This window comes from Magnetococcales bacterium (genome assembly GCA_015231755.1).
Classification (GTDB): Bacteria; Pseudomonadota; Magnetococcia; order Magnetococcales; family Magnetaquicoccaceae; genus Magnetaquiglobus.
Map to the genome: position 1 here is coordinate 65,407 of JADGAZ010000005.1, position 18,599 is coordinate 84,005.

An 18,599-nucleotide genomic window follows, 5' to 3' on the forward strand; every position below is an offset into this window, starting at 1 on the left:
AGGCAATCGTCTTATGTCTCCTTCCCGTCATACGCACTTTTTTTTGCAGGGCAACCGTGCGGTCATTGCCCGTCGTTGGCCTCGGGTGTGGGCCTGGTTGACGCAAGCCCCGGAACGTCTCGTTTTGGGGTGGGAGGAGGGGAAAACACCTCAGGTGGATGGTCGTCTGGTGTGCAGCCATCGGGATCCGGAGGCCGAGGCCCGTTGGCAGTTGGCCTCCATCCCGACCGACAGCGCTTGTGTGTGGGTCTATGGTGTGGGTTCCGGTGCCGTGGCCCGGTTGCTGTTGCGTCGCGTTTCCCTGGAACGCCTGGTGGTGGTGGTATGCGACGCGGCCACCGCCCGGATCTCCCTGGAAGGGTTTGATCATAAAGAGTGGCTGGAAGATCCCCGGGTGACATGGCAAACCCCCGGCGAACATGGGGAGTGGCTCCGGTCTCCGGCGGTGTTCATTCCCTTCGACTGGCAGAACGCGTTGCCTGGCACCCAGGGCGAGGGGTTGCGCAACCGGATTCAATGTGAACTGGACTCGGCCATCTTGAATCAGGATGCCCGGCGTCTTCCCTGGCTGAAGTCTCATATCGATGACAATGCCCCATACTGGCAGCAAGACCCGGATATCGCCACGCTCGCCGGCCAATGGCAGGGACAAACCGTTGTGGTGGCGGCGGCAGGTCCGACCCTTTCGGACCATTTCGGGGCGTTGGCGACGGCCCGTCATCCTGTGATCGCGGTGGGTGCGGCGCTCAAGCCGTTGCTGAACGCGCGGATCCGACCGGATATCGTGATCACTCTGGATCCGACGCCGATCATCGTCCACCATTTTCATGCCGACTTGAGCCTGCTGCAAGAGACGGTGCTGGTCTATTTTCCCGCCACCGATCCTTGGATCGTGGCCCATTGGCCGGGTCCGCGTCGGGTGGCCTGCAGCGACGGGATTCTTTACGCGTCGTTTCTGGAACACAGACCAGCGTGTACGCGCCTTTTTACCAGCGGCACCGTGACCCATGCCGCAGCGGATCTGGCCCGTTTGCTGGGAGCGGGTCGGGTGCTGCTGATGGGAGCGGATTTCTCATTTCCCGATGGAAAAAGACATGTCGCGGGTACGGCCCACAGTCAGGTCGCCTTTTCGGCCTCGGAGAGCCTGGTGAATGGTTGGGGCGAACCGGTGCCCAGTCAGCCGGCGATGAAAAGTTTTTGTCACGATCTGGAGGTGCTGATCGTGCGTCATCCCACCATCGCATGGTTTCAGGCCAGCCGTCGGGGCGCCCGGATCGCCGGTTGCCACTATCCGGAAGGCAGCGATCTGGAAGCGTTCCTGGCTGCGCCGTTTCAGCCGGCCAACCCGCTTCCGGTCGAACAGATCCGGATTGCGGCCCGAAAGAAGGCGCGTCAGCGCCTGTGGTCGGAAACGGAACATCTGCTGGCGCCCTTGGAGCGGGACGAATCCCTTTCCATGGAGGACGGATTGCTGCTGGTGATGGCCCGTCTGCATCACGGTGCCCGTGAACAAGCCTTGTCCCTGCTGGATGCGCTGCTCGACCGTTCCCCGACCGATCTGGCGGTCCGGATTCGTTTGATGGCGCTGCGGGGGGAGGGGTTGATTCCAAGCGAACCGGATGAATCCCTCCATTTGTTGCGTGGTGCGTTGAATTGGGCTCAAGCATCTGGATTGGCGGACGAAGAGGCCTTTGTGACGGTTCGTCTGGCCCGTTTTTATCGGCATCGGGGCCAACTGCAACCGGCGTTGACCCGATGGCGGGAGGTGGTCGAACTCACGGGCTCCGGGACGGAGCGCGCCTTCTATCAGATGGAATGGGCGGATCTCTTGCAACAGACTGGACAGGTCATGGCCGCCGAAACACTGTTGCAGGAAGCGGCGCAGGTCTGTGAACGGGAGGGACTGGTTTGTGGCGCCGCCCAGGCCCGACATCAACGGTTTGTCTTGAGGATGGCGTTTCCGGATGGGGATCCCCCCGAAGATCCCGACTGTCGCCGCAAGGTTGCCCAGGTGATCGAGGCGTTTCGTCAGGGCCGTGTGGCGACGGGCAATCAGGCCATGGTTGGCAGCATCGACTGTCTGTTGAAAGCCATTCAGGCCGGGCGCATCCAACCGCGTCCCCCCTTGCCTCAGGTGCTGAAATCCGTGGTCATGGCCCAGGCCAACCGCGACTGGGTCCGGGTGGCGGATCTGCTGGAATTTGAACTGTCGTCATTTTTTTCGGTATGAGCCTTGGCGTTCGGTCGGATTCAACGGTTCTGCCCCATGGCAGACTCGCGGAGTGAAGCGCCATTTTTTTGCAGACCTTTTTTCACGCCAAGGGATCCCCCATGAGTCAAAATTCTTTGCCCCGCATCCTGATCGTCGATGACGAGCAGCACAATCTTCAGGTGCTGGGCAACGCGCTGAAAAATCTGGCCCAGATTTTTGTCGTCACCTCCGGCGAACAGGCCTTGCGCAAGCTGGCCACCGCCCCATATCCGGACATGATTCTTCTGGATATCGTCATGCCCAGGCTCGACGGCTTCGAGGTGTGCCGCAAGGTCAAGGAGCAGGCGGTTCTGGCCGACATTCCGGTGATTTTCATCACCGCCATGGATTCCGAGGCCGACGAGGCCAAAGGATTTGCCCTGGGGGCGGTGGATTTCATCACCAAGCCGATTCGTCCGGCCATTGTCGTGGCCCGGGTTTCCACCCATCTGACTTTGCAGGCCCGCAAGCGGGAGTTGATCCACGCCCGCAAGGAGGCCGAAGAGGCCAATAAGGCCAAAAGCGCTTTTCTGGCCACCATGAGTCATGAAATCCGTACCCCGCTCAATGGCATTCTCGGCATGGCGGAACTCCTGAGCGAAATCGACATGGCCGACCAGGGACGGGAGTATGTCCGGGGGCTGATCAACTCCGGTCGGGCGTTGTTGACCATCATCGACGATGTGCTGGACTACTCCAAGATCGAAGCCGACAAGTTGCGCATGGAGTCCATCCCCCTGGATCCCCACGCCATGTTGAACGATCTGGCCATGCTGTTCCGGGGGTTCGCCGGCAAACGCCGGATCGATTTCAAGCAAGACATCGCCGACACTCTGCCGGAATGGATTCTGGGGGATCCGACCCGGTTGCGTCAGGTGCTGGTCAACCTGCTTTCCAACGCGGTGAAGTTCACCCATGCAGGCAGCGTGACCCTTTCTGCCACCCCTGCGATGGATTCCAGGCTGGGACGGGCGGTGCGCTTCGAGGTGCGGGATACCGGGGTGGGCATCTCCCGGGAGCAGTTCGCGAAACTGTTCCAGGCCTTCGAGCAGGCCGAAACCTCCACCACCCGCCGTTATGGCGGCACCGGATTGGGACTGGCGATCACCCGCAAGCTGGTCGGATTGATGCAAGGGCGCATCGAGGTGGAAAGCACCCCCGGGGTGGGTAGCTGTTTTGTGGTGGTGCTGCCCATGGAGATGTGTGATCCCCAGTCGTCCAGCTCCCGGGACAGCTCTTTGGCGGATCCGGGATTTGCCCGGGGGGCGCGGATTCTGGTGGCTGAGGGCGATCCCATCAATCGGGCGGTGTTGCGGGGCATGTTGAAACGTTTCGATCTGCGTGTGGAATTCGCCGACAATGGACGGCAGGCTCTGGAGATTCTGGCGCGTTCCGCCTTCGATTTGATTTTCATGGATTGCCTGATGCCGGAAATGGATGGTTACGCCACCTGTCGGGCGATTCGTGCCCAGGAGCAGGATCGTCACACCCCCATCGTGGCCATGACCGCCTTTGCCTTGCAGGAGAACCGGGAGATGTGTCTGGCCGCGGGCATGGACGACTGTCTGTCCAAACCTGTCACCCGTTGGGGGATTCAATCGGCCATGATGCGTTGGCTTTCGGATCGGATTGCAACGCCTTCTTGACGGCAATCCGGCCATGGGAGAGGCGGCGGGGAGGGGGGTGAGAGGGCCGGAGGTCATGGTTGCATCGGAAGTCCAATGGTGCGCCGCAGCGTGGCGTCAAGGTCTGGAAGACCAGGGGGACGGGGGTGATCCGCGGGGCTGAACCTGGAGGAACTGGAGGCGGCGGTGGGACGCGCCATCATGTTGTTGCAAGAGTATGCTGGGGAGGAATAATGAATTTGATGTCATCGGAGGTGCGGAAAAAAATAAATCAAAAATAATAAATCATTATTCTTGATGTGATAAAAACCGCTCCTGGATACGCCTGTCCCCTGCGCTTATGTTGCACCGCAATGCGCTAGTGGGTTGATAGAAAATATGTATTAACAATCAAGAATATTGATATAGTCTTTTATAGAAGAAATTTATTCTTGAAGGTCGGAACTCTTTTGTATATTATGGTCTCTATACGGGGACATCAGCAAAATTGGTGAATGTTAAAACTAAGAATCAATATTAAACATCTTGAGTTTTCCTAGAACATCCCAGGAGTGACCTAATGAGCGAACAAGAACAGCAGAAAGACCAATCTTTTCAACTCAATCCAACGCCCATGCTGGACGATTTGGAAAATGGTCCTTGGCCAAGCTTCATCAAGGGCTTCAAGGAGACGGCGCAACGCACCGGCAAGACCATGGTGCGCGGTGTTCTCGATCAACTCAACTATTCCTACGAGACCCGCATGGGGTATTGGAAGGGGGGTGTGGTCGGCGTTCATGGTTATGGCGCCGGGATCATCAGCCGCTACAGCATGATCAGCGACAAGTTCCCCGAAGCCACCGAATTCCACACCATGCGCATTCAGCCTGCTCCTGGTCTGCATTACAATACCAAGTCCCTGCGCCACATGTGCGATGTCTGGGAAAAATACGGCTCGGGTCTGATCTCCATGCATGGCCAGACCGGCAACCTGCAACTCCAGGGCATCAAGGCGGAGTACGTCCAGGCCTGTTTTGACGAACTCAACCAGGAAGGCTGGGATCTGGGTGGCGCCGGCGCCACGGTGCGTACCGGTCTGTCCTGCGTGGGTCCGGCCCGCTGCGAGCAGGCCTGCTACGACACCTTGCACGCCCATGGCAAAGTACTCTCTTATTATTCCGATCTGACCCACCGTCCCCAACTCCCCTACAAAGCCAAATTCAAGTTCTCTGGATGCCCGAATGACTGCACCAACAGCATTCAGCGCAGCGACTATTCCGTGATCGGAACCTGGCGGGACGATATCAAGATCAACGAAGCCGAAGTGGAAAAATTCATCGAGGCCAAGGGTGTGGACTATCTGGTCAACAACGTCATCACCCGTTGTCCCACCAAAGCCATCACCCTGCAAGGCGGCAAAATGGTCATCGACAACCGGGATTGCGTGCGCTGCATGCACTGCCTGAACGTCATGCCCAAGGCCCTGTCTCCCGGAGACGACCGTGGCATCACCCTGCTGGTGGGTGGCAAGGGTCACCTGAAAGTGGGCAACATGTTGGGATCGGTCATGGTTCCCTTCATGAAGATGGAAACCGAAGAGGATATGGATGCCTTCATCGAGTTGGTGGACCGCATGATCGACTACTGGTCGGAAAACGGCCTCGATCACGAACGGATCGGCGAGTGCATTGAACGGGTCGGCATGCAGCAGTTCTTGGACGCTGTTGGCCTGGAGGCGTCCGTGGAGATGGTCTCCCATCCCCGCGACAATCCGTTCTTCAAGGCCGGTGAGTACTCCACCGACGAAGACGAGCGGGATGCCGCCTGATCGCGGACCCCATCACGAATCACTACAGGCACCATTAATCAAATTCAGGGAGATGTATGACCCATGGCTACTGCGCGTACCTGGAAGACCGTCGAGAACGGTCCCCATGATCTGGACGAATTCCTGCACCCCGTCAGCAAAAAGAACTATGGCAAATGGAGCCATCACGAACGGCCCCGTCCCGGTGTCTTGAAACATGTGGCCTTGAGCGGCGACGTGCTTTTCACCGTGCGTGCCGCCACCCATCGTCAGGTGACGGTGGATATCGTGCGTCGCTTGTGTGACCTGGCGGACCGTTACGCGGATGGTTATCTGCGTTGGACCGTGCGCAACAACGTCGAATTCATGACCCCCAACGCCGAAAACGTCGATCCGTTGATCGCCGCTTTGGAAGCCGCCGGTCATCCGGTGGGCGGCACCGGCCCCTCGGTGAGCGCCATCGCCCATACCCAGGGCTGGCTGCACTGCGACATCCCCGCCGTGGACGCCTCGGGCGTGGCCAAGAGCATCATGGATGCCCTGTTCCACGACTTCGCCCACGAAGAAATGCCCAACCGGGTCCGTCTCACCACCTCTTGCTGCGAAATCAACTGCGGTGGTCAGGCCGACATCGCCGTGGTGGTGCAACACACCCGTCCGCCGCGCATCAATCACGAAATCCTCGCCAACGTCTGCGAAATGCCCAGCACCGTGGCCCGTTGCCCCGTGGCCGCGATCCGTCCCACCACGGTCAATGGCAAACCCTCGCTGATGGTCGTCGAAGAAAAATGCATCTATTGCGGCGCCTGCTTCGGTGCCTGCCCGGCCATGGAAATCAACCATCCGGAACACTCCAAGCTCGCCATCTGGGTCGGCGGCAAGAACTCCAACGCCCGCACCAAACCCGCCAACATGAAACTGGTGGCCCATGGCCTGCCCAACAATCCGCCCCGTTGGCCGGAAGTGGGGGAACTGCTCAAAAAAATTCTCTCCGCCTACAAGGCCGGTGGTCGGGATTGGGAGCGTCTGGGTGAGTGGATCGATCGCATCGGCTGGAAACGGTTCTTCGAGGAGACCGGTCTGCCCTTCGACAAGTTCATGATTGACAATTATCGTCATGCCCGTGTGTCGTTCAATCAGTCCGCCCACATCCGGTTCTGACGGGGGAGCGCGATGATCGAAACCAACCCCATGTATCAATCGGCCAAGGACTGGGTCTACCCGCCGTTTTCCCTGGAGCAAGGGCTGGATCGCGTGGTCGCCTATGGCGACCGCAGCGGCAAATGCCCGACCTACGTGGAGCGGTTGCCTCCCTGTTCCAACGCCTGTCCCGCCGGAGAGGACATCCGAGGCTATCACAACCTGATCCGTGGCACCTGGAAGGATGGTCCGGATGCGTGGGAGGCGGCTTTCCGTCGTCTCACCCGCACCAACCCCTTTCCCGCCGTCATGGGACGGGTCTGCCCGGCTCCGTGTCAGGGGGCGTGCAACCGTCAATATCGGGATGAAACCATCCACATCAACGCCGTGGAACAGGCCATCGGCGAATATGCCATCGAAAAGAAACTCGCCTACCCCAAACCGGCTCATAAAACCGGCAAAAAGGTGGCCGTGGTGGGTTCCGGTCCCGGTGGTTTCTCCTGCGCCTACCAGATGGCCCTGCGTGGCCATGATGTGGTGATGTTTGAAGCCAGTGACAAGCCGGGTGGCATGATGCGTTATGGCATCATGGGCTACCGGGTGAGTCGCGACGTGCTGGAGGCCGAGTGCCAACGGATTCTCGATCTGGGCGTGGAGTTGCGTTGCAACGTGCGCGTCGGGGTGGATGTCTCCCTGGAGCAGCTCAGCCGCGATTACGACGCGGTCTTTTTGGCCGTCGGCGCGCAGAAGGGGCGGGGACTGCCCATTCCGGGTGCGGACTGTGCCAACGTGACCAATGCCATCGATTTCCTGCGCAGCTTCGAGCTGCAAGGTCATGCCATGTCCATCGGTCGCCATGTGGCGGTGATCGGCGATGGCGACGTGGCCATGGACGTGGCCCGTCTGGCCCTGCGTCTGGGGGCGGAACAGGCCACCTTGATCTCCGGCGTGCCCCGCGAAGAGATGAAGTGCTCGGCTTACGAGTTCGATGAAGCCGTGGCCGAAGGCACGCGCATGGTCTATCAGGCTGGAACCGTCGAAGTGTTGCGGGACGGCAATGCGGTCAAGGGACTCAAGTGCGTCCAGATGGTCAAAAAAGAGAAGGGCGAAGAGGGATGGAATCATCCGATTCCGTTCTTCCGCTTCAAGGTCCAGCCCGGCACCGAATTTGTGCTGGATGTGGATCAGGTGGTGGCCTCCATCGGTCAAACCACCGATATGACCGGCCTGGAACAGACCACGGGTGGCACGCCTTGGCTGAAGGTCGATCACAATCAAAAAATCGAAGGCTTTGCCAATGTCTTCGGTGGTGGTGACGCGGTGAGCATCACTTTGCTGACCACGGCCATCGGTCATGGCCGCAAGGCCGCCGAGTCCATGGATCTGCTGCTGCGGGGCGAGCCGTTGCCCCCCAAGCCGGGACGCCGCGATGTGGTCCGCTACGAAAAGCTCAAGTCGGATTATTTCGTGCCATCCGCGCAAAAGAAACGGCGGCTGGATCATCCCCAAGTCGTCAAGGGTTCCTGGCGCGAGGTGTTGATCCCCTTGTCCCGCGAAGATGCGAAGGAGGAGTCGGCGCGTTGCATGAGCTGCGGTTTGTGCTTCGAGTGCAATCAGTGCATGTTGTTCTGTCCTCAACACGCCATTACCCGTTTTCCGGGCAACCCCGAAGGGGAGGTGATGTTCACCTTCTATGAGCGTTGCGTGGGTTGTCACATTTGTGCCGAGATCTGCCCCACCGGGTATATCGATATGGGCATGGATTGATGGGCAAGGAGAGAAAAAACATGAACAAGTCGGATGTCGTCAAACAGTTGGATCAGGCCATCGCCGAATCCCGCGCTTGGTCCGAAAGCGGTTGGACCATGACCTTTGGTCGCAACGCGGTGCGGGTCGCTTCGTTGACCGAGGCCAAGGCGCAGTCGGATCGTTTTGTCAATCGTCAAGAAGCTCTGGCCTATTGGCGCAGTGTGGCCGAGGCCGGAGAAGAGACTGCGGTTCAGGGTGAAAAGGCCAAAGCGGCCCTGGATCGTGGTGATCTGCGTTATGCGGAAGGGGCGGTCTATCATGCCGCCTATGTGGAAAAACGGCTCAACAAGCCGGTCTCCACCTGGGAGCCGGTTCTGGCTGGCATCCGTACCCTCTGAGAGTAAAGCGTTTCAAGACGTGTCCGGAAACGGGGCTTGCCTGTCCCGTTTCCGGATCGTTTCCTCCCCCCGGATTTCGATTCACCTCCCCCCTAAGCTTGAGCGTTTTAAAAATGGCAGCACCCTGCTGGCTTTGCCCGCGTCATGCGTGGCAGGATCGGTCGGAATGGATCGGCCCCACGCATTTTTTTGTTTTGGTGGATGGGGTGTCATTGGGTTGGACAAAAAACTGGGTTTTTTATAAAATTCGTGCCCGTCATCGCGGTGAGCCGAATCCATTCAGGATGGCGGCATGCCCAGGATGGGATCCATGGATTTTGGTCCTGTTGGATCCATTTCCGGTCAATCCCAACGGGGGATGGCCTGTGTTCAACCCACGGGGATCCATGGACGAACAGGCTGGATCGACAACGATTCGTTGAAGGGATCTTCGATTTTTGAAGGCGTCAACCCATTGCTGTTATGAACACCTTGACCTTTGTGACCTATCTGACCCGGGATATGGAATTGATGCCGGTTGGGCCGTTGACCTTGGCCACTCTGGCGCGTGAACGGGGCGTGGATGTGACCGTGGTGGATCTGCCCGCGGTGCCGGAAGAACAAGAATGGGCGTCGTCGTTAGCCCAACGGGAGGTGGTGGGATTCAGCACTCTGTGTTCCACCTTTCATCGTTCGTTGCGTCTGGCGGGATTGGTCAAGGCGCTCAATCCCCGGGTGACGGTGGTGATGGGAGGACCACAGGCATCGGCGGTGGCGGTTTTGCTGCTGCAACGTCATGGATGTGTGGATCTGGTATTCCGGGGAGAGGCGGAAACGGGATGGACCGCCTTTTTGGATGGCGCCCCCTGGTCCGCCATTCCGGGTCTGGTGTACCGCCAGGGGACGGAGATCCTGGAGACACCCCCCGCGCCCTTGCTGATGGATCTGGACCGTCTGCCCCTGCCGGCTTTCGACCTGTATCGACCCACCGGAATCAGTGTGCCGGTGGAGACCGGGCGGGGCTGTCCTTTTGCCTGTACCTATTGTTCCACCAACGAATATTTCTCCCGTCGGTTTCGTGCCAAGAGTCCCGGGCGGATTCTGGCCGAAATGGACCAGTTGCACGCCCTTTACGGCATGCGCGCGTTTGAAATGATCGAGGACTCCTTTACCACCAATCGCCGCAAGATCATCGAATTTTGCGCGGCCATCGGCCAGCATCCCCGGCAGTACCATTGGCAGATCAGCGCCCGTCCGGATCTGGTGGATGCGGAGTTGTTGGAGCATTTGCGCCTCGCTGGATGCCAGGGCATCTATTTCGGGATGGAGACCGGTTCCCAACGCATGCAGAAAGTGGTGCGCAAGAATCTGCGGGTGGCCCGCGCTGTGGATAACATCCTGCTGACCCGACACGCTGGATTGGCGACCACGGTCTCGTTCATCATCGGCTTTCCGGATGAGACCGAGGCGGATGTGCAAGAGACGTTGCGGGTGTTCGGTACCTTGTCCGAGTCGCGGGATGTGGTGTTGCAGATGCATCTGCTGTCGCCGTTGGCAGGATCGGCCCTGGTGGCCGCCAACACGGAGCTGGCCTATGACGGTATGCCCACCGATTTTAACGAATCCGATGAGCGCGACGCATTGTCGATGCCGGATCTGGAACGATTCCGGGAAGAGAGCGGGTTGTTTCCCCATCGGCACTATTTTGCCCAGACCGTGCTGCCCCGTGGCCGTTATCTGTTTTTGGCGTATGGGCTGCGGTTGATGGCTTGGTATTTTCCCAATTTTTTGCACCGGGTGTTCGGCCAGTGCCAGGAGGCGTGGATCGATTATCTGCTGACCATACCGGTTCCGGAGGAGATGGTGAGGGATCCTTCATTTCCCGAGCCTATGGCCGTGTGGAGTGAACGGGGTTATGCGCTCTGTGTGGATTTTGCCCGCAGGGTCGATGTAGTGGGTTTGTGGGAGCTTTTGGCCTATGACCGGGCCTACAGCCGGGTGAGCCATGGACTGGAAGAGACGCCGGTGGTGGTGCGATTGCCCCGGGTATTGGCCGGGCGCAACCCGGGGCGTTTGTTGCCGGAGAGGGGGGACGCCGACTCCGAGTGGGCGTCGTTTGTGGTGAGTCGTCTGGAATCGGGGATGGTGGATGTTTCCATTCAAATGACCGCCGAGGAGATGGAACGGCGTCTGGAGGAGATTTGTGGCCCGTGCGGGGAGTGTTGTCTGGATGAGGATGGGCTGATGTGTGGCGTCGAGGAGTGGGGCCTGATCACGCAATTTCTGGAGAGTCAGCAACAGAGCGTGCCGTCCATCACACCAACGGCGTGGCAGGGGTTGGTCCTGGAAGGGGGGATTCGTTACCTGGCTCAAACCGAAGACGGGGAGCGTACTTTGCATGAGACTTATGAGACCGCCTTGCAGGAGGCCGGGGAGGATGGTTGGGTGCGGCATGCCTGCGCCCATCTGGAGTTGGAGGCGGACCGGCATCGATGCGCCCTTCAGGGGGTGAAGCCGGCAGAGTGTGTGGCCTATCCCTATCGACCCATGGAGGATGGAAACGGTGGGTGGCGGTTGGAGCCGGTGGCGGAAGTCTCGCAGGGGCGATGTGCCTTGATCAGCTTGTTGCGGGATCGGGCCATGTTTCGGGAACAGTACATGGAATGGGCCACTGGACGCATGGGGAGGAGATCCGGGGCGGTCGCGTTGAGTCGGATGCATGGGGAAGAAAAGCATGAGCAGGAACGCCGGGCTTGACCGGGATTGGGGGTGGGTACGAGAGGGGAGGGGGGCTTGGTGAGGGGATGACCGGGATAAAAATGGAATAAAAAAACGGCTTGACATTGCTGCCAAGCCGTTTTTTTATTCTGGAGCCGCTTCTCGGAATTGAACCGAGGACCTGCTCATTACGAGTGAGCTGCTCTACCCCTGAGCTAAAGCGGCTTGCCAAGACACATTAGGGCATTCCGCCTCTATCGTCAAGGGATCACAGATTGTCGGCGTGCGCGGCGAGATATTCGGCCACGCCTTTGGTGGAGCCTTTCATGCCGGCCTTACCTTTGTTCCAGCCCGCCGGGCAGACTTCGCCATGCTCTTCGGTGAATTGCAGGGCATCGACCACACGAAGCATTTCGTCGATGTCACGGCCCAGGGAGAGGTCATTGACCACCTGATGACGAACAATGCCTTGACGATCGATCAGGAAGGATCCCCGCAGGGCAATGCCGGCACCCAACAGGACGCCAAAGTTTTTGGAAATCTCTTTCGACAGGTCCGCCACCAGGGGATACTGGATGTTGCCAATGCCACCCTGGTTGACCGGGGTGTTTTTCCAGGCTAAATGGGAGAAATGGGAGTCGATGGAGACACCGATGACTTCCACATTGCGCTTTTTGAATTCATCCAGGCGATGATCGAAGGCGATGATCTCGGAGGGGCAAACAAAGGTGAAGTCCAGCGGATAGAAAAACAACACCACATATTTGCCGCGGTAGGACGAAAGGGTGAACGCATCGGCGATGCTGTTGTCGGGCATGACAGCTTTGGCGGTGAAATCGGGGGCGGGTTGGGTAACCAGAACACTCATGATGGGATTCTCCTGTTTTGCAGTTTTATTTATTTTAATATATGGTACTCTGCACGCTTGGATCGTGGGCGTCAAGACAAAAAATGATATGCAGTCAAAAATGTTTTCAGATTGTCATGCGGAGTGAAATGCCAACATGATCACCAATTTGGTCGGCACACGGATCCGCTCGATTCGCCGACAGAGAAATCTCACTCAACAACAGTTGGCCGATCTGGCAGGCATACCCAGGGCCACCTTGGCCACGGTGGAAAAGGATGCCGCCAATCCCAGTCTGGCGGTGGCCTTCAAGATTGCATGCGCATTGGAAATGACGTTGGATCAGTTGGTGGATGCGTCACGTCGTTTTATTCGGGTACTGCCGGGATCGCAGATGCATCGCGTGGAGTCCGGGGACGATGGGTATCAGGCGGTTTTGCTGACCCCACCCAATATTCTGCATCTGTCCCAATGGTCTTTCAGTTTGCGACCGGGTGCAGAGTACCTGGGCAAGCCCCATCCGCCGGGCAGTGAGGAGTATCTGCATGTGCAGGCGGGGGAGATCGAGTTGGATGTGGGAGGCGAGCTGGCGCGGTTGCGCGGGGGTGACACGGCCTGCTTTCACGGAAATGCCCGTCACTTCTACAGAAATCCATCCTCGGATGTCGTGGCGCAAGGAATCATGACCATCTTGACGGCCCCCGACGAAGAAAAAATGACCGGCTGAAGAAATTCATCTTGACATTCGGTCCCTAAGCGGTTAAAAATTTCCAGCTCAACACGGGGTTCTTTTCGAGATCCCACAAACGGGTTGAAAACGGGAATGTCAGGAGGGGTTCCCAAGCGGCCAAAGGGAGCAGACTGTAAATTTGCCGGCTCAGCCTTCGGAGGTTCGAATCCTCCCCCCTCCACCACTCGTGATCGGTCACCCCTGGTGACGCAAGAGTGAGGCAGCTGTGAAAGCGGGCGTAGTTTAGTGGTAGAACGTTAGCCTTCCAAGCTGATCATGGGGGTTCGATTCCCCCCGCCCGCTCCAATTACGTGGCGAGCAGGAGCTTGGCCGCGTATCTCTAAGTTGTGCAAGCGTAGTTTTATGCCCATGTAGCTCAGTGGTAGAGCACTTCCTTGGTAAGGAAGAGGTCCTCGGTTCAATCCCGAGCATGGGCTCCATATTTGACCCCGGTGGTTTCTGGCCCAGCCAAAATTTGCAATCCTGCAGGGTGGAGAGATTGTCATGTCCAAAGCGAAATTTCAGAGAAATAAACCCCATGTCAATATCGGAACCATCGGTCATGTGGATCACGGCAAGACAACCCTGACAGCCGCCATCACCAAGCATCTCGCCAGCCAGGGTCTCGCGGAATTCAAGGCATACGATCAGATCGACGCGGCCCCGGAAGAGCGGGCCCGTGGTATCACGATCTCCACCGCCCATGTGGAATACGAGACCGGACAGCGTCACTATGCCCACGTGGACTGCCCTGGTCATGCGGACTACATCAAAAATATGATCACCGGTGCGGCCCAGATGGATGGTGCCATTCTGGTGGTTTCCGCCGCCGACGGCCCCATGCCCCAGACCCGCGAGCACATTCTGCTGGCCCGTCAGGTGGGTGTACCCTCGCTGGTGGTGTTCATGAACAAGGCCGACCAGGTGGATGACCCGGAACTGCTGGAACTGGTCGAGCTGGAAGTGCGGGAACTGCTCTCCTCCTACGATTTCCCCGGCGACGAAATTCCGATCGTGGTGGGATCCGCCCTCAAGGCGATGGAAGGGGACACGGGCCCCATGGGCTCCGGTTCCATCCAGAAATTGATGGATGCGGTGGATGCCTACATTCCCCAACCCGAGCGTCCTTTGGACGGCGCGTTCTTGATGCCCATCGAAGATGTGTTTACCATCTCCGGTCGTGGCACAGTCGTGACGGGTCGTGTGGAGCGTGGTATTGTCCGGGTGGGTGAAAACGTCTCCATCGTGGGCATCAAAAAGACCACCAATTCGGTTTGCACCGGTGTCGAGATGTTCCGCAAACTGTTGGATCAAGGTCAGGCGGGTGACAATATCGGCGTGCTGCTCCGTGGCATCAAGCGCGAGGATGTGCAGCGCGGTCAGGTGTTGGCCAAGCCCAACTCCATCACCCCCCACACCAAATTCAAGGCCGAGTGCTACATCCTCTCCAAAGAGGAAGGTGGTCGGCATACCCCGTTCTTCTCCAATTACCGTCCTCAGTTTTACTTCCGTACCACCGATGTCACGGGTGTGCTGAAGTTGCCGGAAGGTGTGGAAATGGTGATGCCGGGTGATAACATTTCCATGGAAGTGGAGTTGATTGCCCCCATCGCCATGGAAAAAGGCTTGCGCTTCGCCATCCGTGAGGGTGGACGTACCGTGGGTGCGGGCGTCGTTGCGGAAATCGTGGCCTGAACCAGGGCATGATGTCACCAGGGATCCGGGAGAGTTAGATGCGTGACCTGATCAGTCTCAGTTGTGAAGCGTGCAAACGCCGCAATTACACAACGGACAAGAACAAGAAAAACAAGCCTGAAAAAATGGCACTCAAGAAGTTCTGCTCCTCGTGCAGAAAGCACACCCTTCACAAGGAAGGAAAGATCAAGTAATCTCGCAGGCCTCCGGCTTTTACGAAAGCGCAGGCGTGATTGATGATGATCTAGGATAGTAGCTCAATTGGTAGAGCATCGGTCTCCAAAACCGGCGGTTGGGGGTTCGAGTCCCTCCTGTCCTGCCATACTTATGATGGAATCGGGTTGTCAGGATCATGTGTGCATTTGTGGGTTACATTGTTAATTGCCTTCCTCACCGTAAGATCACTCCATGATTAATGACACCGGGCGGATTGCCCAATTCAGAAGCTATCTGACAGAGGTGCGCGCCGAGGTCGGAAAGGTGGTCTGGCCCACGCGAAGGGACACGATGAATACTACCATCGTCGTGTTCGGCATGGTGGTGCTGGTCTCCTTGTTTATGTGGATGGTGGATGCCATTCTGGCGCTCATCGTGCGGCAAATCATCGGTTGATTTTCCCCGAGTCGTGTGTGGTTTCGTGTCATAGAGGAGATCCATGGCCAAACAGTGGTATGTCATACACGCCTATTCGGGGTTTGAGAAAAAAGTCAAAACCACCCTGGAAGAGCGCGTTCGCCTGACCGGTTCCGGAGAGATGTTCGAGGAGATCCTCGTCCCCTCCGAAGAGGTCGTGGAGTTGCGTGGCGGCCATAAGGTAACCTCGGAACGCAAGTTCTTTCCCGGTTATGTCCTGGTCAAGATGGAGTTGAACGACGAAACTTGGCATCTGGTCAATTCCATTCCCAAAGTGACAGGATTTCTGGGAGGCGGTGGACGCCCCCAACCCCTTTCCGAACGAGAAGTGGAAAAAATTCTGCACCAGGTGGAAGTGGGCATGGACAAACCCAAACCCAAGGTCACCTTTGCCGTGGGCGAAAGTGTCCGGGTGACCGATGGTCCGTTCATCTCCTTCAACGGAGTGGTGGAGAATGTGGACGAGGACAAGACCCGCTTGAAGGTTTCGGTGAGCATCTTTGGTCGTGCCACGCCGGTGGAACTGGATTTCGTGCAGGTGGAAAAGCTGTAATTTTATCACATGATTTGAGGATTCGCCAAAATGGCAAAAAAAATCACAGCCTATGTCAAGTTGGAATGCCCGGCCGGCGCAGCCAAGCCCAGCCCCCCCGTGGGTCCGGCTCTGGGTCAGCACGGCTTGAACATCATGGAGTTCTGCAAGACCTTCAACGCCCGTACCCAAACCCTGGAGCCGGGTGCCCCGACTCCGGTGGTGATCACGGTTTATGCGGACCGTACCTTCACCTTCGAACTGAAGACCTCCCCGGCCACCTATCTGTTGCGCAAAGCGTCGGGTGTGCCCAAGGGTGGGGTGACTCCGGGCAAAGGGGCTCCGATCGGCAAGGTGACCTGGGATCAGGTCGAGCAGATCGCGGAAACCAAAATGGTGGATCTGAATGCCAAGGATATGGAGGGCGCCAAGCGAATCATCGCGGGATCGGCCCGGTCCATGGGCCTGGAAATCGTCTGAAGATTGATGGATTGCGATTGAATCGAGGAGCGAAGCATGGCAAAGCGCGGTAAACGGCTCAGAGGCCTTATGGAAGGACTGGACCGTACCACTCTCTATGGTCTGGATGAGGCGATCCGGTTGGTGCGGGAAAAGGGTAACGCCAAATTCGATGAAACCGTCGAGATCGCGGTCAATCTCGGCGTGGATCCCCGTCATGCCGACCAGATGGTACGCGGTACCGTCGAACTGCCTCACGGCACGGGTAAGACGGTGCGTATTCTGGCCTTCGCCAAAGGGGACAAGGTTCAGGAGGCTCTGGCCGCCGGAGCGGATTTTGTCGGTGCCGATGAACTGGTGGACAAAATTCAGGGGGGCTGGCTCGACTTTGATCGGGTGGTGGCCTGTCCGGATGTGATGGGTATCGTCGGTCGTCTGGGCCGTGTGCTCGGACCCAGAGGTTTGATGCCCAACCCGAAACTGGGTACGGTCACCTTTGACATGGCTGGCGTGATCAAATCCATCAAGGCGGGTCAGGTGGCGTTCCGGGTCGAAAAGGCCGGTATCGTCCACGCTGGCGTGGGCAAGGTCTCCTTTGAAGTCGAAAAACTGGGGGACAACTGCCGCGCTTTGATCGCCCAACTCAAAAAGCAACGGCCTACGGTGATCAAGGGAACCTACATGAAACGGGTGACGGTTTCCTCTTCCATGGGGCCGGGTGTGCATGTGGATATCCACTCCCTGTAAATCGGGGAGTGTTTTTTTGAAATACGTCCAAGACAGCGGGTGGGGCCATCACAGTGAGCCCCTTAATGAGGAGCCATCCAACCCGCCGAGACCAATCATGCGGGAAATCCTTTGGTTGGGGACGCTTTTGCAGGTCTGACGAATGGAAGTAGCGGCCTTTTGACCGCGCCAACTCAACCAGAAAGGAGAACAGTCGGTGAACCAAACCGAAAAATCAGAGATCATCCAAGAGGTTTTGGATAGCATGGGCCGCTCCGAAGTGGCCATCGCGACCCATTACCGTGGACTGTCCGTGGCCCATATGACGCGACTGCGGCGTGAAATCCGCCAAGCCGGCGCCGAATTGCGGGTGGTCAAGAACACCTTGACCAAACGTGCGATTCAGGGATCCAAGTTTCAACCCCTGGAAAAAGTGCTCACCGGTCCCACGGTGCTGGCCTTCTCCAAGGATCCCGTGGCCCCCGCCAAGGTTCTGACGGATTTTGCCAAAAAGAATCCCCTGCTCGTCATCCAGGGCGGTGTCTTGAACGGTGTCTTCATGACGCCTCAGGAGATCACCGAACTGGCCAAGCTCCCGTCCCGCGAAGTTTTGCTGGCGCGTTTGCTCGGTACCATGATGAATCCGGTGCAAGGGATTGTCGGCGTCCTGGCTGCAGTACCCGCGGCCTTTGTCCGGGTGCTCGACAAGATCCGCGAAGAAAAAGAAAAACAGGCAGCTTGAAACCACTTGGCCTTGTGACCAAGGGGTGGCAAGGCTTGTCATTCACGCAACGCGCAGATCGCGCGATCGATTTTTGGAGATAAAAACATGGCTCTCTCCCAACAAGATATGATTTCTGCCATTGAGAACATGACCGTTCTCGAACTGGCCGAATTGGTCAAGGCCCTTGAGGCCCGCTTTGGCGTGTCTGCGGCCGCCCCGGTTGCCGTCGCCGCCGCCGCCCCCGCCGAAGCCGCCGCCCCCGTCGAAGAGCAGACCGAATTCACGGTCATGCTCGTGGACGCCGGCGACAAGAAAATTCACGTGATCAAGGCCGTGCGCAGCATCACCGGTCTGGGCCTCAAGGAAGCCAAGGATCTGGTGGAAGGCGCTCCCAAGCCGGTCAAGGAAGCGGTTTCCAAGGCCGATGCCGAGAAGTTCAAGAAGGAATTGGAAGAGTCCGGCGCCAAGGTCGAAATCAAGTAATTTGGAAGCATCCCCTGTTCCCGCCGCGTGAGCCTGGAAAATTTTCCAGCGCACGCGGCGGGAACTTGTGTTTTGATGCCTTGAGTCTCTTGACCGCGTCGAGAATTTTTTGTTTCCAAACAGG

General features: G+C 58.0%; 17 protein-coding genes and 5 tRNA genes. 20 read left to right on the forward strand and 2 right to left on the reverse strand.

Translation table 11 applies throughout. The features are described 5' to 3' along the window. Positions 1–13 precede the first annotated feature (13 nt). From HQL98_04720 to HQL98_04750, 7 genes are all read left to right on the forward strand, one after another. Positions 14–2,230, forward strand: a complete 2,217-nt coding sequence (locus tag HQL98_04720) for a motility associated factor glycosyltransferase family protein (protein ID MBF0271372.1) — start codon at positions 14–16, stop codon at positions 2,228–2,230. Between the two features lie 101 nt (positions 2,231–2,331). Further along, the gene (locus HQL98_04725) at positions 2,332–3,897 is read left to right on the forward strand and encodes a response regulator (protein ID MBF0271373.1); all 1,566 of its coding nucleotides are present in this window, start codon (positions 2,332–2,334) and stop codon (positions 3,895–3,897) included. A gap of 538 nt (positions 3,898–4,435) precedes the next feature. Continuing rightward, a complete protein-coding gene (gene dsrA / locus HQL98_04730; protein MBF0271374.1) occupies positions 4,436–5,683 on the forward strand; it encodes a dissimilatory-type sulfite reductase subunit alpha in 1,248 nt (415 codons plus the stop codon). A gap of 63 nt (positions 5,684–5,746) precedes the next feature. Next, positions 5,747–6,823 carry a dissimilatory-type sulfite reductase subunit beta gene (gene dsrB, locus HQL98_04735; GenBank protein MBF0271375.1) on the forward strand — a complete coding sequence of 359 codons (1,077 nt, stop codon included), beginning with the start codon at positions 5,747–5,749 and terminating at the stop codon, positions 6,821–6,823. Between the two features lie 12 nt (positions 6,824–6,835). Next, positions 6,836–8,569, forward strand: coding sequence for an NAD(P)-binding protein (locus HQL98_04740; GenBank protein MBF0271376.1), 1,734 nt, complete (start codon positions 6,836–6,838; stop codon positions 8,567–8,569). A 20-nt stretch (positions 8,570–8,589) separates the two neighbouring features. Continuing rightward, entirely contained in the window at positions 8,590–8,949 is a 360-nt protein-coding gene (locus tag HQL98_04745) for a hypothetical protein (protein MBF0271377.1), read from the forward strand. A gap of 462 nt (positions 8,950–9,411) precedes the next feature. Then, entirely contained in the window at positions 9,412–11,685 is a 2,274-nt protein-coding gene (locus tag HQL98_04750) for a B12-binding domain-containing radical SAM protein (GenBank protein MBF0271378.1), read from the forward strand. Between the two features lie 111 nt (positions 11,686–11,796). Here the strand turns inward: HQL98_04750 and HQL98_04755 are convergent. Beyond that, positions 11,797–11,871 (reverse strand) — tRNA-Thr (locus tag HQL98_04755). A 43-nt stretch (positions 11,872–11,914) separates the two neighbouring features. After that, entirely contained in the window at positions 11,915–12,514 is a 600-nt protein-coding gene (locus tag HQL98_04760) for a peroxiredoxin (GenBank protein ID MBF0271379.1), read from the reverse strand. 136 nt (positions 12,515–12,650) lie between these two features. Between HQL98_04760 and HQL98_04765 the strand changes: the two genes are divergently transcribed. From HQL98_04765 to rplL, 13 genes are all read left to right on the forward strand, one after another. Continuing rightward, positions 12,651–13,220, forward strand: coding sequence for a helix-turn-helix transcriptional regulator (locus tag HQL98_04765; protein MBF0271380.1), 570 nt, complete (start codon positions 12,651–12,653; stop codon positions 13,218–13,220). Between the two features lie 102 nt (positions 13,221–13,322). After that, positions 13,323–13,407 (forward strand) — tRNA-Tyr (locus tag HQL98_04770). Between the two features lie 48 nt (positions 13,408–13,455). Continuing rightward, a tRNA-Gly gene (locus HQL98_04775) sits at positions 13,456–13,529 on the forward strand. Positions 13,530–13,588: 59 nt separating this feature from the next. Beyond that, positions 13,589–13,663, forward strand: a tRNA-Thr gene (locus tag HQL98_04780). A gap of 64 nt (positions 13,664–13,727) precedes the next feature. Further along, on the forward strand, positions 13,728–14,918 hold the full coding sequence (gene tuf, locus HQL98_04785) for an elongation factor Tu (protein ID MBF0271381.1): 1,191 nt from the start codon (positions 13,728–13,730) through the stop codon (positions 14,916–14,918). A 38-nt stretch (positions 14,919–14,956) separates the two neighbouring features. After that, positions 14,957–15,112 carry a 50S ribosomal protein L33 gene (gene rpmG / locus HQL98_04790; protein ID MBF0271382.1) on the forward strand — a complete coding sequence of 52 codons (156 nt, stop codon included), beginning with the start codon at positions 14,957–14,959 and terminating at the stop codon, positions 15,110–15,112. Positions 15,113–15,164: 52 nt separating this feature from the next. Further along, positions 15,165–15,240, forward strand: a tRNA-Trp gene (locus HQL98_04795). A gap of 86 nt (positions 15,241–15,326) precedes the next feature. After that, on the forward strand, positions 15,327–15,530 hold the full coding sequence (secE, locus tag HQL98_04800; GenBank protein MBF0271383.1) for a preprotein translocase subunit SecE: 204 nt from the start codon (positions 15,327–15,329) through the stop codon (positions 15,528–15,530). A 43-nt stretch (positions 15,531–15,573) separates the two neighbouring features. Beyond that, complete coding sequence (gene nusG, locus HQL98_04805) at positions 15,574–16,104, forward strand: transcription termination/antitermination protein NusG (protein ID MBF0271384.1); 531 nt, start codon at positions 15,574–15,576, stop codon at positions 16,102–16,104. 30 nt (positions 16,105–16,134) lie between these two features. After that, entirely contained in the window at positions 16,135–16,563 is a 429-nt protein-coding gene (rplK, locus tag HQL98_04810) for a 50S ribosomal protein L11 (protein MBF0271385.1), read from the forward strand. 36 nt (positions 16,564–16,599) lie between these two features. Continuing rightward, positions 16,600–17,289: a 50S ribosomal protein L1 gene (gene rplA / locus HQL98_04815; GenBank protein MBF0271386.1), complete on the forward strand. Its 690-nt coding sequence runs from the start codon at positions 16,600–16,602 to the stop codon at positions 17,287–17,289. Between the two features lie 196 nt (positions 17,290–17,485). Continuing rightward, positions 17,486–18,010, forward strand: coding sequence for a 50S ribosomal protein L10 (gene rplJ, locus HQL98_04820; protein MBF0271387.1), 525 nt, complete (start codon positions 17,486–17,488; stop codon positions 18,008–18,010). 87 nt (positions 18,011–18,097) lie between these two features. Beyond that, complete coding sequence (gene rplL, locus HQL98_04825) at positions 18,098–18,475, forward strand: 50S ribosomal protein L7/L12 (protein ID MBF0271388.1); 378 nt, start codon at positions 18,098–18,100, stop codon at positions 18,473–18,475. Positions 18,476–18,599: the final 124 nt, after the last annotated feature.

What these genes read in the sequence shown, in the direction of transcription:
- secE (MBF0271383.1), top strand. Translation starts at nt 15,327, where the DNA reads ATGATTAATGACACCGGGCGGATTGCCCAATTCAGAAGCTATCTGACA.
- HQL98_04725 (MBF0271373.1), top strand. Translation starts at nt 2,332, where the DNA reads ATGAGTCAAAATTCTTTGCCCCGCATCCTGATCGTCGATGACGAGCAG.
- HQL98_04720 (MBF0271372.1), top strand. Translation starts at nt 14, where the DNA reads ATGTCTCCTTCCCGTCATACGCACTTTTTTTTGCAGGGCAACCGTGCG.
- tuf (MBF0271381.1), top strand. Translation starts at nt 13,728, where the DNA reads ATGTCCAAAGCGAAATTTCAGAGAAATAAACCCCATGTCAATATCGGA.
- HQL98_04760 (MBF0271379.1), bottom strand. Translation starts at nt 12,514, where the DNA reads ATGAGTGTTCTGGTTACCCAACCCGCCCCCGATTTCACCGCCAAAGCT.
- dsrB (MBF0271375.1), top strand. Translation starts at nt 5,747, where the DNA reads ATGGCTACTGCGCGTACCTGGAAGACCGTCGAGAACGGTCCCCATGAT.
- HQL98_04750 (MBF0271378.1), top strand. Translation starts at nt 9,412, where the DNA reads ATGAACACCTTGACCTTTGTGACCTATCTGACCCGGGATATGGAATTG.
- HQL98_04740 (MBF0271376.1), top strand. Translation starts at nt 6,836, where the DNA reads ATGATCGAAACCAACCCCATGTATCAATCGGCCAAGGACTGGGTCTAC.
- HQL98_04765 (MBF0271380.1), top strand. Translation starts at nt 12,651, where the DNA reads ATGATCACCAATTTGGTCGGCACACGGATCCGCTCGATTCGCCGACAG.
- rpmG (MBF0271382.1), top strand. Translation starts at nt 14,957, where the DNA reads ATGCGTGACCTGATCAGTCTCAGTTGTGAAGCGTGCAAACGCCGCAAT.
- rplK (MBF0271385.1), top strand. Translation starts at nt 16,135, where the DNA reads ATGGCAAAAAAAATCACAGCCTATGTCAAGTTGGAATGCCCGGCCGGC.
- nusG (MBF0271384.1), top strand. Translation starts at nt 15,574, where the DNA reads ATGGCCAAACAGTGGTATGTCATACACGCCTATTCGGGGTTTGAGAAA.
- rplA (MBF0271386.1), top strand. Translation starts at nt 16,600, where the DNA reads ATGGCAAAGCGCGGTAAACGGCTCAGAGGCCTTATGGAAGGACTGGAC.
- rplL (MBF0271388.1), top strand. Translation starts at nt 18,098, where the DNA reads ATGGCTCTCTCCCAACAAGATATGATTTCTGCCATTGAGAACATGACC.
- dsrA (MBF0271374.1), top strand. Translation starts at nt 4,436, where the DNA reads ATGAGCGAACAAGAACAGCAGAAAGACCAATCTTTTCAACTCAATCCA.
- HQL98_04745 (MBF0271377.1), top strand. Translation starts at nt 8,590, where the DNA reads ATGAACAAGTCGGATGTCGTCAAACAGTTGGATCAGGCCATCGCCGAA.